This is a genomic window from Paenibacillus sp. S-12, assembly GCF_030363895.1.
GTDB classification, from domain to species: Bacteria; Bacillota; Bacilli; order Paenibacillales; family Paenibacillaceae; genus Paenibacillus_B; species Paenibacillus_B alvei.
The window spans coordinates 880,213-896,926 of the sequence record NZ_JASIUF010000005.1 but is presented as its reverse complement, the minus strand read 5'-3'; the positions used below and the strand labels follow the sequence as shown (position 1 = coordinate 896,926).

The following is a 16,714-nucleotide window of genomic DNA, read 5'->3' as shown; positions in this document are numbered from 1 at the left end:
ACCATGTTGCGATGCTCCAGCATAACCCCTTTCGGATTGCCGGTCGTTCCCGACGTGTAGATGATATAGAGCAGATCGGACGGTTTATTGCCGTTCGGGACATTTTCACCGCTGCCTGCATACAGCGATTCATCGCGTACATCCAACTGACGAATCTCGTCCGGAATGATGCCCGGAAGCGCCGATTGGGCCAGCACCAGCTTGGCGCCGCTGTCCGCCAACATATAGCGAATACGCGTCTCTGGATATTCCGGATCGATTGGCACGAACGTGCCGGATGCCTTGAGCACTGCTAGTACGGCGACAACCGTCTCCAGCGTACGTTCGACGATGATGCCGACAGGCTGCTCAGCAGTTACGCCATGCTCCCTCAGCTTCCAGGCAAGCTGGTTCGCCTTCCGGTTCAGTTCCCCGTAGGTCAACTGCTTGCTGCCGCAGACAACAGCTATGGAATCCGGCGTCTGCTCCGCCTGTTCCGCGAACAGCTCGTGAATAGTTTTGTCGTTCGGAACCACCATTGCAGTGTTGTTAAATCCATTTTGCAACTGGCTCTCTTCCTCAACGGTTACCATCTTCAATTCAGACAGGCTTGCTTGAGGATTATTCAACACAGCAGTAACCAATTGCTCGAAATGACTTGCCATTCGCTCAATCGTGCTCGGCTTGAACAAATCTGTCGCGAATTCAATGCTGCATACGATTTCAGTACCATCCTCTTCGGCTTGGAAGGTCAAATCGAATTTGGATACGGTATGCTCATTTTGGGCCTGCTGGAGTCGCACTCCGTCAATGCTCATTTCACCTTGTTCCGCATTTTGCAAAATAAACATCGTATCGAATACCGGATTACGGCTCATGTCGCGCATCACTTGCACTCGCTCGACGATTTCCTCAAACGGATAGTTCTGATTCTCGAATGCACCCAGCGTCGTTTCTTTTATTTCGCCCAAATAAGTCAGGAATGGCTTGCTCGCAGCCGGATAACTACGTATTGCCAGCGTGTTGACGAACATGCCGATCAGTGGATGTAAGTCTCCATGGTTGCGTCCTGCAATTGGCGTTCCGACAATAATGTCTTCCTGTGCGGAATACTTGTGCAGCATTGTCATGTACAGGGCCAAAAGCACCATATACATTGTCGTTCCGCTGTCCTTCGCAATTTGCCGCAAGCCAGCGCTCTTCACTGGATCAAGGGCAAACTGCAGCAAACTACCGCGGAAGCTTTGCGTAGTTGGACGAACAAAATCCGTCGGCAATTCCAACACCGGAAGCTCTCCGCCCAATACTTTCTGCCAATAAGCCTCCTGTTGTGTCAATGCTGCTTGCTGGGCCTCCGATTGCTGCCACACCGCATAATCCTTATATTGAATCCGTAGAGGCGGAAGCTCCTCTCCGTCGTACAAGCGAACAAACTCATTGATAAGAATGCCCATCGACGTTCCGTCTGAAATGATATGGTGCATGTCGAACATAAGCGTAAAGCGTTCCGCTGACAATTCGATTACCCCGATGCGCAGCAGCGGCGGCTTTTCCAATTGGAAGGCACGTACAAATTGCTGCATATATTTCGGCGCATCTTCCTCGTTAGCGTGAATATGCTCAATTGCGAAATCTGCTTCTGGGTGAATGCGCTGCACAGGCTGACCGTTCACAATTTCAAAGCCGGTCCGCAACGTTTCATGGCGTGCAATCAGCTTCTTAAAGGCAGATTCCAATCGCCCAATATCTAAAGTCCCTTCAAGCAGCAACATGTTCGGCATATTGTAGCTCAGTTCGGCTCCTTCGAGCTGATGTAGAATATACAGGCGCTTTTGAGCTGATGACACTGGATAATGCATGCTTGAAGCTGCTTCCGGTATGTGAACATGACGGCTTCCCTCTGCACTGCTGAGCCGGTTCGCCATCTCTTCGAGTGTAGGATATTGGAACACGTCTTTTAGCGGTAGTTCGATGTTAAGTTCCTGATGCAGTCGGTTCACCAGTATCGTCGCCTTCAGAGAATGTCCTCCTACTTCGAAGAAATGATCCGTGACACTGACGCTGCCTAAGCCAAGCACATCCTGCCAGATGCCTGCAAGCTGTACTTCGAGCGGCGTCCGTGGCGCAATGCGTTCACCGTCGTTCAGATTATCCTCCGGAGCTGGCAGTGCCTTGCGATCTACCTTGCCGTTCGGCGTAAGCGGAAGCTGATCCATCTGGATGAAATGCGATGGTAGCATATAGCTCGGCAGAACTTGCCCCATAGCATTTCTGATCCCATTGGCTTCTAATGAGCGCTTTGCTACATAGTAGGCGCACAGCTGCTTCTCGCCAGCATCGGTATCGCGTGCAACAACGATTCCTTCCTGAACATCATCCAGCTTCAGCAATTGCGCCTCGATTTCGCCAAGCTCAATTCGATACCCGCGAATTTTCACCTGTTGGTCGATACGTCCTACATATTCAATGGATCCATCAGGCAGCCATTTCGCCAAGTCTCCGGTCCGATACATCCGTTCTCCCGGAACGAATGGGGAATCAACGAATTTTTCTACTGTTAACTCAGGCCGGTTCAAGTAACCTCTTGCGAGTCCGTCACCCGCAACGCATAACTCCCCTGCAACGCCTACCGGCTGCAGCTTATTGATCGCATCGACGATATATATCGACGTATTGCTGATCGGTTGTCCAATCGGAATGGTGACGGCGGTTTCTGCAACTTCGTTCACATTATGGCAGGTGGCAAACACCGTGCTCTCCGTTGGCCCGTATACATGTTTAAGCTTGCCTGGCCCGACTTCTCTAAGCGCTTTGCGCACATGACTGACGGATACCCGCTCGCCCCCGAACAAAATGGCCCGGACATTGCGCAGACATGCAGCTTGAACATCAACCAGCACGTTGAAGTACGCCGTCGTAATGAACATGACAGAAATGCTCTCTTTTACGATCATCTCAGCCAACTGTCGAACTTCCAGTAGTGTCTCTTGTGGAACGAGAACGAGCTTGGCTCCATTCAACAGAGCTCCGTATATATCGAATGTCGATCCATCAAAGGCGTAGCTCGACAATTGGAGCACGTTATCACGATCCGTTATTCCGATATACGCAGCGCCCCTCACTACACGCACAATATTTCGATGCGTCGTCAGATTTCCCTTCGGCTTGCCTGTCGTACCGGACGTATAGATTACGTACGCCAAATCCTCTGCGCTGCCGTCCAATTCAAGATTTGAACCGTCGTTATCGTAGAATCGCTCATCGTCCACAGCTATAATTGCATTCAGATCAAGATCTGGTAGTTTCGCTGTCAAGCGCTGCTGTGTCAACATAATGCGTGCCCCGGAATCCTTGAGCATGTACCGAATCCGATCTTCCGGGTATTCCGGATCAATCGGCACATATCCGCCCCCTGCCTTCAAGATCGCCAGTATGCCTACGATCATATCCAGCGAGCGCTCGACCATGAATCCTACCAGCTTATCCGTTCCAACTCCTTGAGCACGCAGCGTACGTGCCAAACGGTTCGCCTGCTCATTCAGTTCGTGATATGTCAACTGAGCCGTGCCAAAGGATACAGCAATTGAATCTGGGATTCGCTTCGCCTGCTGCTCAAATAAATGGTGCAGTGTCATATCTCTCGGATATTCCGCAATCGTGTCGTTAAAGCTATGAATCATTTCTAATTTTTCGGCTTCTGTCGCCAGTTCCAGCTCCTCTATTGCAACTCGAGGATTGGCGGAAACTTGCTCAAGCACATGCATCAGGTGACCCATCAATCGCTCCATATCGGCTCGCTTGAATCGGTTGGCGTTGTAATCAAATCGAATGGAAAGCTGCTCTCCCGGAACGACAATCAAGTTGAAATCGTAATTGGTTTGCTCCTCTACCGCTACATCCGTGATCGATGGCAATCCTTGTTCGTCGACGCCCGCCTGCTCCAGCCGCTCGTCCATCGGGTAGTTCTCGAACACCATGATTTGTCTGATCGCATTTTGCTTTAACGCGGTGCGGGACTGGATTTCGTATAGCGGATAGTAATCGTATTTCCCTGATTCCAGCGCTTGCTCTTGCAGTTGCTCCATCACTTCGGCAAAGCTGATGCTTGCCTCACAATTGACGCGGATCGGAATCGTATTGATAAACAGGCCAATCATCGTTTCGATGCCTGGAACTTCCGCCGGTCTGCCGGACACCACACTGCCAAAGACGACATCATTTGTGCCGTTGTACTTTTGCAAAATGACCCCCCACACTGCTTGCAGCAAGGTGTTGAGCGTAACCTGATGCTGTCTCGCGGCTCGGTTGATCGAAGCGCTAAGATGAGCATCCAATTCACGGCTCAATTTCTCAGCCTTGTACAATTCGCTGTCTCCTGCAGATGATTCCTGTGGGATTACCGTAACTTGATCGTAATCAGCCAAATATGCGGACCAGTATGACCCCGCCGCTTCTTGATCCTGATTTTCCATCCATTCAATGTACTGGCTGTACGCGGGCACTGCCGTCGAATCTGGTGACTGCTGATTCAATAAGGCCGAATACGTATCGAACAGCTCTTGCATCAATTGCGGCAAGCACCAGCCGTCCATCAGAATATGGTGTGAGCTCCACAGTACCCGGTAAGTCAATTCGCCCGTCTGAATGACGGACACGCGCATAAGCTCATCGTGCGCTAGATCGAATCCTCGCAGTTGATCATTGCCTGCTGTCTCCTTGATATAGGCTTGTTGTTCCTCTTTATGAAGACTGCGCACGTCAATGAATGAGTATCCAATCGATTTATGCCGGAACACAACTTGTACCGGTTCCCCTTGCGGCCCGCTGATGAAGTTCGTACGCAGCACGGCATGCCGTTTGGCCAATTCGTTCAGGCTGCGGGAGAAGAGTTCTCCATCAAGCTTGCCTTCGAGGGTAAACAGCGTTTGTTCATGATACGCTCCTGTCTGACCGTTCATAGCGCTGTGGAACCACATTCCCTTTTGCATCGGTGTTAGTGCATATACATTTTCAATCTCGCCGATATGCTGCATCTGAGTCACAAGCTGATCGAGCCAATCTACGCTCAGCCCCTTGAATAGAACATCGCTTGGCGTCAATTGCGGCCGTTGCTGCGCTGTACAATGAGAGATAATTTCCTTAAGAGACGCTTTAAGCCGTTCTCCCAATTCCTCCATCGTCTCTTTGCGGAATTCCTTGGCGCTGTAGCTCAAATCGAGTGTTAACAGTCCGTCGGCAATCACGCCGTTAATATCCAGTGAATACTTGCGCTCCTGCTCATCGCTGATATCTGAGCCGCTTGCATACGGAGATACGCTTAGCTCGTTATTGCTTAAATCCTGATCAAACTGCCCCAGGTAGTTGAAGCGAATTTGCGGTGTAGGCGCCTGAGACCAGGCTTGCTTGCCTGAATCGGTCAAATATCGGGATAAGCCGTAACCGATGCCTTTGTTCGGAATGAGGCGCAAGTCCTCTTTTACTTTTTTGATTTGGGAAGCAAGGCTGCTGCCCGGCTCGATTGCCAGCTCAAACGGATACTCAGTCGTAAACCAGCCGACAGTACGCGTAATGTCAAGGTCTTTCAAAATGGATTCACGGCCATGGCCTTCCATCGTTATTAGCACGCGTTCCATACCGCGCCACTGCATGAGAGATCTGCCCAGCGCTGTTAGTAAAATATCATTCATATCGGTGTTATAGGCTCGATGAACGTGCTTCAGAAGCTGCTCCGTATCATTCTGATCCCACTCGACCACAACAGATTCACTATCCCGCTGCAAGGAAGCTTCGACTTCGAAATCTGCAGGAAGGGCTGTCGATTTCGTTTGTGCAATACGATTCCAGTATGCATGCTCCTGCTCCATTGCCTCGCTGTTCGCATGATGAGCAAGCTGTTCTGCCCATGTACGGAAGCTGTCTGTTTTCATAGGCAGACGAATCGGTTCATTCTTCATTGCCTGTTCGTAGCCAGTCGCCAAATCCTCGAGCAATATTCTCCAGGATACGCCATCGATGGCCGCATGGTGGATAACGAGAAGCAAATGATCCCCGTCCTTGACTCGGAACAATCCAGCCTTAACCAAAGGACCCGCTTGCAGGTCGATGCCGCTCTGAATTTCGCCTGCTCTCGCTTCGATAGCTGCGCCTACATCGTCTATATTTGAATGATCCGTTAAATCAAACACTTCCATTCCGTAGAGTTCGCCTTCCGCAACAGCCCGATTCCAAAGTGAATATGACTCCTGCTCTGTCGGACGGAAAACGATGCGGAGTGCATCGTGATGCTGGATTAGCATGTGTAACGCCTTGCGTAGAGCTTCTGCGTCAAAGCCTTCCTTGCGATACAGCATAATCGACTGGTTGAAATGATGCGGATTCGCGAACTGCTGATGCTGGAACCAGTGAAGGATCGGCGTCATCGGCAACTCTCCGCATACTTCTCCTTGATCCGCTACTCGATTGATCGGCTGCATGTAAGGCAGAACCTGCGCGATAGTCGGATATTTGAACAGATCGCGAATTTCCAGCTTAAAGCCTGCTTGCTGCATCCTTGCCGCTACTTGAATAGACTTAATAGAATCTCCGCCTAGCTCGAAGAAGTGATCCGTTATGCCAACGCGGTCGATCCCTAGTACGGATTGCCACACAGAGGCCATCATTTGTTCGACTTCCGTACGCGGCGCAACATACTCGGCGCCAACCTGAAGGCTTCTCTCTGGAGCCGGCAGTGCTTTGCGATCCAGCTTGCCATTCGGCGCTAGCGGCATCTGCTCGAGCTGTACAAAGTAGGATGGAATCATATAGCTCGGCAGCTCTGCGGCAAGCGCTGCTCTCAAGTCGCTCACTGCTGGCTCACCGTCTGCTACATAGTAAGCGCACAGCGATTTCTGGCCGCTCTCGTCTTCCCGCGCTACGACGACCGTCTCTCTAATCGCATCGATATTTAGAAGCGCCGTTTCCAGTTCGCCCAGCTCAATCCGGTATCCGCGGATCTTCACTTGATGGTCGATCCGTCCCAAATATTCAATATTGCCGTCTGGCAGCCATCGTGCCAGGTCGCCCGTTCTATACATCCGTTCGCCCACAGAAGATACTGTGACGAATTTCTCTGCTGTCAGCTCCGGACGGTTCCAGTATCCTCGTGCTAATCCAACACCTGCAATGCACAGTTCACCCGCCACGCCGATCGGCTGCACCTGATTATGCCCGTTCACGATATAAATGCGCGTATTGTCAATCGGCTTGCCGATCGGCACGCTTACGTAGGCTTGACCAGGCTCGCAGTCGAAGTACGTAACATCTACCGTCGCTTCTGTCGGTCCGTACAGGTTGATCAGACGTGCATCACTTGCTGGCGCGATGTAGCGATAGAACCGTTCTACCTGTGACACAAGCAGCGCCTCACCGCTCGTGAATACCTGCCGCAGCGGCGACAAGCCGCGCTTGCGCTCTGCTTCAGGCAGCTGCTCCACATGCTCGAGGAAGGCGTGCAGCATAGACGGCACGAAGTGCATTGTCGTGATGCCGTGACGCTCGATCGCTTCGACGATCGCTGCCGGATTCTTCTCTCCGCCAACTGGAAGCATGAGCACCTTCGAGCCGACGAAAGCCCACCAGAACAGCTCCCAGACGGATACGTCGAACGTAATCGCCGTCTTCTGCATAATGGTGTCTTCTGCGCCAATCGGATACTGCTTCTGCATCCACAGCAAACGATTGATGACCGATGTATGCTCGACCATAACCCCTTTTGGACGGCCAGTCGTGCCTGACGTGTAGATAATATAGGCCATATCGGTCGGCTTATTGACCGCTTCTAGATTGGAAGCATCCTCATCGTACGCTCCAGCATCGTCCAGATCGATGACGCGTCCCGCAAAGTCTATTCCTTCTCCTGCACTGCCCTGCACGAGCAGCACTTGAGCCTCGGAATCCTCCAGCATGTACCGGATGCGATCTTCCGGATAATCCGGCGCAATCGGCACATAGGCGCCGCCGGCCTTCAGAATCCCCATAATCCCGACCATCAGCTCCAACGAACGTTCCGCCATAATGCCGACGATCTGATCCGGTACGACACCGGCCGCCCGCAATGTTCTCGCTAGTCGGTTCGAGCGTTCATTCAATTCCCGATACGTTAAGCACTCGTCCCCGAACAGCACGGCCGCCGCATCTGGCATCCGCTGCGTCTGCTCCTCGAACATCCGATGAATCGTCTGTTCGCAAGGATATTCGGCTGCCGTATCGTTGAATGCCGTCATCAGCTCCGCTTTCTCTGCTTCAGTTGCCAGTCGCAGCTCGCTTATGGCAATACTCGGATCAGCCGTTACCTGCTCAAGTACATGAATCAGATGATGCCGCACACGCTCCATGTCTGCCCGTTCATACATGCCGGCATTATATTCGAGGCGAATCATCATATCATCGCCAGGCATAACAACGAAATTGAAATCATAGTTCGTTTGCTCTGCCACTTGCACGTCTGTAATGTTCAATTGCCCTTGTTCGTCTCCAGCCTGCTCCATTTGCTCTTCCATCGGGTAATTTTCGAACACTAAAATATGGTTGAGCAAATCCTGCTTATGCGCGCTTACCGCCTGGATCTCATAAAGCGGATAATAATCGAATCGGCTTGACTCCAGCGCCTGCTCCTGAATTTGTCTCATCACATCGGAAAATCTGTTGTGTTCCTCGCACGCAACGCGAATCGGAATCGTATTGATAAACAGTCCGATCATTGATTCGATTCCCGGAATTTCCGCCGGTCTGCCTGATACGACGCCCCCGAACACGGCATCGCCGGTGCCATTGTACTTTTGCAGCATAATGCCCCATACCGTTTGCATTAGCGTGTTCAGTGTGACTTGATGCTGCTTCGCTACCCGATTCATCTTCGCCGTTAAGGCATCGCCTAAACTAAATACAAGATTTTCAGCTGTATAAACGTCGCTGCGTCCGCTTGATTTCTTTTGCGGCAGAACGGTTTGCTGCTCGTAACCTGCCAAATAATCGAGCCAATATGCGGATGCTGCTTTGTAATCCTGCTTGTACAGCCATTCGATATATAGACTGTACGGTGCAGTCTCTGCCCGGGTGCTTGCTCGTCCTTGCACAGAATCCGAATACGTATCGAACCATTCCTGTGTCAGCTGCGGCAAGCACCAGCCGTCCATCAGAATATGATGAGAGCTCCAAATGACGTGACTGCTGTTCGCGCTCGTTCGCAGCACCGTCACTCTCATGAGCGCATCGCGCTCCAAATCAAAACCGCGCTCCTTATCGACAATCGCCTTTGCTTCAACTTGATCCTGCTTCTCATGCTCAGGCCAATCGGTCAGATCTTCATAGCCGAATTCGATTTTTTTATTCCGATATACGATCTGCAATAATTCGCCGTCCCAGCCGCTGAAGAAGTTGGTGCGCAGTACTGCATGGCGTGTGGCAAGCACTTCAAGACTATTCGCGAATAACTGTACGTCAAGCTCTCCCTGTATCGTAAAGCGAGTCTGCTCGAAATACGCACCCGCCTTGCCATCCATGGCGCTATGGAACCACATTCCCTTCTGCATCGGAGTTAGCGTGTAAATGTTCTCGATTTCCCCGATATCCTTCGTCTGCTCCGCGATGCGATCCATATCCTCAATGCCGAGACCTTTCACCAATACGTCGCTTGGCGTCAGCTCAGGCTTATCTTTCGCGATGCAGTGCGCGATAATTGCCTGCAGTCCTTCCCGAAGCAAGCAAGCCAGCCGTTCGATCGTGTCGCGGTGATATTGCTTGCTGCTATAGCTAATTTCCAAGGCAAGAGATCCATCCGAGATCATGCCGTTAATATCCAGTGTACTCGTGCGTGTGTGGCGCGCGCTTAGCTCCGCTCCACCCGAGTACGGCGATACTTCCATTTCATTATTTTGCAAGTCCTGATCGAATTGCCCCAAATAGTTGAAGCTGATTTCCGGACGCAATGCTGTTTTTGAACGAACCTCAGAACCATTGCTGGAATCCGCTAAATAACGATAAATTCCGTACCCGATGCCTTTGTTCGGAATGCGTCGCAGGTTTTCCTTCATTTGCTTGATTCGGTAGGATAAGCTTTTGTCCGGATCACTTTCAAGCAGGAATGGATATTCGCTTGTGAACCATCCTACCGTGCGCGATATATCAACTGTCGGCACAATATTCTCCCGACCATGTCCTTCAAGCGTAACCAACACGCGATCATGTCCGCTCCATACTTGTACGGCAATGCCGAGAGCTGCCAGCAGAATGTCGTTCATTTCCGTATTATAAGCCCGGTGAACATGCTTCAAGAGCTGATCCGTTTCCTCGCGGTTCCATTCTACGACGACGGATGCACTATCTTGTTGCAAGGATATCTCCGCATCGAAATCCTTCGGCAAGGCAGCGATCGCGGTTACATCCGCTTCAATCCGCTCCCAGACGGCTTTTTCTTCTTCCATTGCTGCGCTATTGGCATATGCGGCAAGCTGGCTTGCCCATGTGCGGTAGCTGTCCGTTTTGGATGGCAGACGGACTGGCTCGCCCTTCAAGGACTGCTCATACCCGGAAGCGATATCCTCCAGCAATATGCGCCAGGATACTCCGTCAACGACGCCATGGTGCATGACGATCAGGAGATGGTCTCCTTCGTCGGTTTGGAACAATCCTGCTCTCACCAATGGCCCATTATGCAGGTCAAAGCCGCTCTGAATCTCATTGGCCTTGGTTTCAATAACTTGGCGAACCTCATCTTCACCACGATCTGAAGCATTTCCTCTCAGATCCAACACGTCCAGATGGAACAATTCTCCTTCTTCAATTGCCCGGTTCCAGGCCATGTACTCCCCTTGTTCGTTGCGGCGGAATACGATGCGAAGTGCATCATGATGCACCGTTACCGCTTGCAGCGTGCTGCGAATGGCAGCTTCATCGAAGCCTTGCTTTTTGAATAGCATGACTGACTGATTATAATGATGCGGGTCTTCGAATTGCTGTTCGAAAAACCAGCTGAGAATCGGAGTAAGCGGTACTTCGCCCGATACTTCTGCTTGATCCGCAATTTTGCTTGCCTGCTGCAAATGGGAACCAAGCTGAGCAATCGTCGGGTACTTGAACAAATCGCGAATTTCCAGCTTGTAGCCTGCTTGTAGCAAACGGGACGCGACTTGAATAGACTTGATTGAATCGCCACCAAGCTCAAAGAAGTGATCCAAAATGCCGACTCGTTCAACGCCAAGCACGGTTTGCCAGACAATGGCGAGTGCTTGCTCCGCTTCCGTCCGCGGCGCAACGTATTCTACGCCTGTATGCGCACCGCCTTCCGGAGCCGGGAGCGCCTTGCGGTCGACTTTGCCATTCGGCGTAAGCGGCAATCGTTCCAATTGAACGAAAAATGACGGAATCATATAAGCCGGCAATTCGTCCGCCAAAGCGTTTCTCATTTCGCTTACTGTCAATTCACGATCTGCTGTGAAATAGGCGCATAGTGCTTTCGTGCCGTTTTGATCCTCACGCGCTACGACGACGCTTTCTCTCACGGACTCCACCTTCAGGAGCTTGGATTCGACTTCGCCGATTTCGATGCGATACCCGCGAATTTTCACTTGGTGGTCGATGCGGCCTAAATATTCGATGTTTCCATCCGGCATCCAACGAGCCAGATCTCCGGTACGATACAGCCGCTGTTCTGGATAAAATGGATCGACGACGAATTTCTCTTCTGTTAAATCTGGCCGATTCCAATATCCGCGGCCCACGCATGGCCCGCCAATATATAATTCGCCGATGACCCCAACCGGAAGTAAATTCCGCTGGCTATCCATCATATACATCGTAACGCCTGGCATCGGTTTACCGATCGGCAAAGCTCTCGGGATGTCCCGAGTTGTCGGTTCGTAATAACTGGAATCGATGCATGTCTCTGTTACCCCATAGCTGTTAATTATGCGGAACTGAGAGCCGAAACGATCAAGCAGTTTCTGGAACTCTTCCGGCGGGCAATAGTCCGCCCCTACGACTGCGAGTTTCAAGCTGCTGATGTCCAGCTTGTTATCATACACGTATTCCATGAGCGGAATAACGATAGACGGCGTGCAATCGAACATTTGAATGCGATGTTCTCGAATCAGTTCGTATATTTCAGCCGGGTTCGCGCGTGCGTCCTCAGGGCAGAGGATCAGCTCGCCGCCGTGCAGCAGTGCCCGAATCAAATCACCTGAAAATACGTCGAACGAGAAGCTTGCCCATTGCATCCAGCGGATGCCTTCTGTGCCTTCTTCCCGCAGATGATATTCTTGTTCCCAAGCTTTTGACAGAACTTCCAGCTGCCTGTGCTCAATCATGACGCCTTTCGGTTGGCCTGTCGTGCCCGACGTATAAATGACGTAAGCCAAATGCGATGGTTCATTTACCATTTCCAGATTGGAAGCATCCTCGGCATAGGATGACTCCTCGTCCAGCATCACCCAAGTGCCCCCGAACGCAGAACGCGACTGCAAATGGCTTTGCGAAACGAGCACGCTCGAGTTCGAATTCTCCAGCATGTAGGCAATGCGCTCTTCCGGATATTTCGGATCAATCGGCACATAAGCGCCTCCGGCTTTCAAAATCGCCATAATCCCCACGATCATGTCCACAGAACGATCAGCCAAAATACCTACAAGCTGTTCAGGCCGAACACCGTGCTTGCGCAATGTTCGTGCCAAACGATTCGCTTTCTCATTCAACTCACGGTACGATAATTGTTCATTCTCGTCCGTTACCGCAATTCGATTTGGAGTAAGCTCCACCTGTGCTTCAAAGAGCTGGTGGACTGTATGTTCTTGTGAAATCGTTGTCGTATCGCTATTGAACACGAATCGAATCTGTTCTTGTTCTTCCTGTGTCAGCATGCCAAGCTCGGCAATTTGCAGCTCTGGTGATTGCGCGATCGAATGAAGCAGTTGTCTAAAATGGTTAGCCATTCTTACGATCGTATCTCGCGTATATAGAGCCGAAGCGTATTCGATGCTGCAAGCCAGCCCGTCCGTTCCTTCCGCTACGTCCAAGCTGAGATCGAATTTTGAGACCTGATGCTCGAAAGCGTACGGCTTTAATTGAAGACCAGGAAGCTCGAAATCTTTGTTATCCATATTTTGCAGCGAGAACATCGTATCGAATAACGGGTTGCGACTCATGTCTCTTGTCACACGAAGCTTCTCTACGAGCTCTTCGAACGGATATTCTTGATTCTCAAATGCAGATAGCGCCTGCTCCTTCACTTGATTCAAGTACGCACGGAACGGCATTTCCCCAGCAGGGTGATTGCGAATTGCTAATGTATTCACGAACATGCCGATCAGCGGCTGCAAATCATCATGTGTTCTGCCCGCATTTGTCGTGCCGACAACAATATCTTCTTGGCCTGTATACTTGTGCAGCAGCACTGTATAAGCCGCAAACAGCACCATGTATAACGTCGTTCCACTATTCGCGGCAAGACGATGCAGACCTTCGCTAATGTTCGTGTCGACCTCAAATTCATACGTTTCACCTTCATAGCTCTGGACGGCTGGACGCGCATAATCCGTTGGCAGCTCCAATACCGGCAGCTCGCCGGCAAATGTGTGCAGCCAATAAGCTTCCTGTTGCTTCATTCGTGCCTGCTGTGCTTCCGAATGCTGCCAAGCCGCATAGTCTTTATATTGAATCCGAAGCGGAGGAAGCTCCTCCCCGCCATAGAGACGAACGAATTCTTCCACTACGATTCCCATAGACGCGCCGTCGGAGATAATATGGTGCATGTCATAGAGTAGGATATGGCGTTCCGGTTCCAGTTCAATTAGGCCGACCCGCAGCAGCGGCGGTGTTTTCAAATCAAACGCACGTATGAACTCGCGGGATTTCTGCGCTGCTTCCGCGTCTCCGTTTGCCTGCATATATTCCACCGCAAAGCTGACATCCTGATGCACCTTTTGCACCGTTTCGCCGTCAACCAACTCGAATCCCGTGCGCAGCGTCTCATGGCGAGCAATCAGTTTTTGGAAGGCCTCTTCAAATCGTCCCCGATCAAGCTGCCCCTCCAGCAGCATTGCTCCCGGCATATTGTAGCTTTGCTCTGCTCCTTCCAGCTGCTGCAGAACGAACAGCCGCTTTTGCGCCGAGGACACCTTGTAATGCTCGCTTTCGCGAACGATCTCAATTGCACTAAATTCCTGCTGCTCCATTCCTTCTATTAGAAGAGCCAGTTCCTCGATCGTCGGATTGCGGAACAGCTCCCGCAGTGGAACATTCACGTTCAGCTCTTTGTGGAGCTTGCTAACCAACGCAGCCGCACGAAGAGAATGCCCCCCAAGTGCAAAGAAATTATCCTTAATGCCAACTTTCTCGACAGTGAGCGACTCCTGCCAGATTAGTACAAGCTGTTCTTCCAGCGGTGTGCGGGGAGCAACGTATTCCGTGCCGATGGCGATATTGGCTTGTGGATCAGGCAATGCCTTGCGATCCAGCTTGCCGCTCGGCGTAAGCGGAAACTGATCCATTTGCACAAAATGAGAAGGGATCATATAATCCGGCAATTCGGCAGATAGTGACTCCCTTAGTTCATTTACAGTAAGCTCACGTTCCGCCACCATATATGCACACAGCATCTGCTGTCCGTTCCCATCCTGCCGGGCTATCGCAAGCGCTTCTCTTACGCCTTCTATTTTCAACAAGCTCGACTCAATTTCGCCCAGCTCGATTCGGAAGCCGCGGATTTTGACCTGATGGTCGATTCGCCCCAAGTACTCGATCGTTCCGTCAGGCAGCCATCTGGCGGAATCCCCAGTACGATATATGCGTTCGCCTGGTGCATACGGATGGGACGTAAACTTCTCGGCAGTAAGCGCGGGACGATTCAAGTAGCCTCTCGCCAGCCCCACGCCTGCAATGCATAATTCTCCGGGAACTTGCATCGGCTGCAGCTCGCCGGAAGGATTCAAAATCAGCACGCGGGCATTCGAGATCGGCGTTCCAATCGTAATCGCCTGCCCTTTCTCCAAGCCGCTTGCGCATGTCGTTACAACGCTATTCTCTGTCGGGCCATATTCATTGAACAGTTCCACATGGGGCAGCAGTCCTTTGCTTCTAGCAACCAATGCGCTGCTGACAGCCTCGCCGGCCAGTGTCACTTTCCGCAGCGTGGACGCTGATTCAGAATCCGCCACGTTGAGCAATGCTCCGTACAAATTCGGAACACAGATGAAATGCGTTATGTTCGATTGACGGATTGCAGCATGTAAAGCCAACGGATCCTTTGCTTCTTCTTCCTTCAACAGATATAAGCCGGCACCAGACAAAAGGGAACTGAAGGCACTCATAACAAAACCGTCGAAGGAAAAAGAGAATAGTTGAAGAACGCGATCAGAAGAGTTTAACTCGTATGTTCGAATTCTCCACTGCAGCGCATTTGTTACGCTTCGATGTTCAATCATGACACCTTTTGGATTGCCTGTCGTTCCGGACGTATAGATGACATAAGCCAAATTGCTCGAATTGGAGACAGAAGCGAAATCAAGATCGTCCTCCTGATAGTTGTTAGCGTCGTTGATATCAATAACCGTACCTTCATAATTGATGCGGTCGCGAAGATGGCCTTGGAGGATAAGCGTTTGAGCTCCCGAATCTTCGAGCATGTAACGAATACGTTCCAACGGATATTCGGGATCTATCGGCACATAGGCTCCACCCGCCTTCATAATGGCCAGTAAGCCTACGATCATCTCAAGCGACCGCTCCGCCATCATGCCGACAAGCTGATCCGGCTGAACGCCGGACTCCTTCAATGTGCGGGCAAGCCTGTTCGCGCGGGCATTCAGTTCGCTGTAGGTTACATGCTGCTGCCCATACACAACAGCAACTGCATCCGGGGTGCGGTGAACTTGTTCTTCAAAAAACTCATGGATGGTTCCGTCGCGAGGATCATCCGTCGCTGTCTGATTAAAATCTTCCAGCAGCCGGGAAGTCTCAATATCTGAAAGCAGGCGAATGTCGCTCAATTTCGTAGTTGGCTCAAATACCAAAATGCTCAGCATTCGCTGCAAATGGTCAATAATTTGGGCAATAAATTCCGAAGAAAATGCGTGTTCATTGTAAACGACGTTTAATAAAAGACGATCATCTTCGAATTCAAACTGAAATAATATGTCGGCAACGACCGTTTGAATAAAATTAACGGTATGTATGTTTTTAAGAGCCACCATCGTATTGACGACAGGCAAGCCGTTCTTTTCCTGCATGTTCATCTGCTCAGTCATGAGCCGAAATGGGATATTTTGATGGCGAATCGCATCGGTAAATGATTTTTTCAGAGAAGTGAGTAAGGATTTGAATGTAAGCTCTTCATGGATGTCTTCCTTTAAAATCACGACTTGGTTAATCGGGAGTCTCTTTTCACCGGCTTTGCGTACGATAGGCATACCAATAACAACGCGCTGTTCGTTCGTATATTTGTACAGCAGGCACTGAATCGTGCCCAGCAGGATCATAAAAGCTGCTTGATGAGCCCCTTTGGAAAGTTGGATAATCCGTTCCGAAATGTCGGAAGGTAATGTAACGGAAGTAGAATAATACGGTGTCGCTTCGCTGCTTGGGGTGTTCGTGTAAGGCAAGGTCGTAGGAGTATCTTCAGCATCGAGTTTCAATCTCCAAAAATCTATTTCTTTTTCAAATGCCATTCTGATCATCTCCCTCTCAAGTCAAGTAAATCCTTGAAGCG

1 protein-coding gene is annotated in these 16,714 nt (G+C 50.8%); it reads right to left on the bottom strand.

Going from position 1 to position 16,714, the window contains the following annotated elements:
* The coding region (locus NO352_RS06920) for a non-ribosomal peptide synthase/polyketide synthase (RefSeq protein WP_289355162.1) at positions 1-16,673 on the bottom strand (16,673 nt) is incomplete at its 3' end.
* Positions 16,674-16,714: the final 41 nt, after the last annotated feature.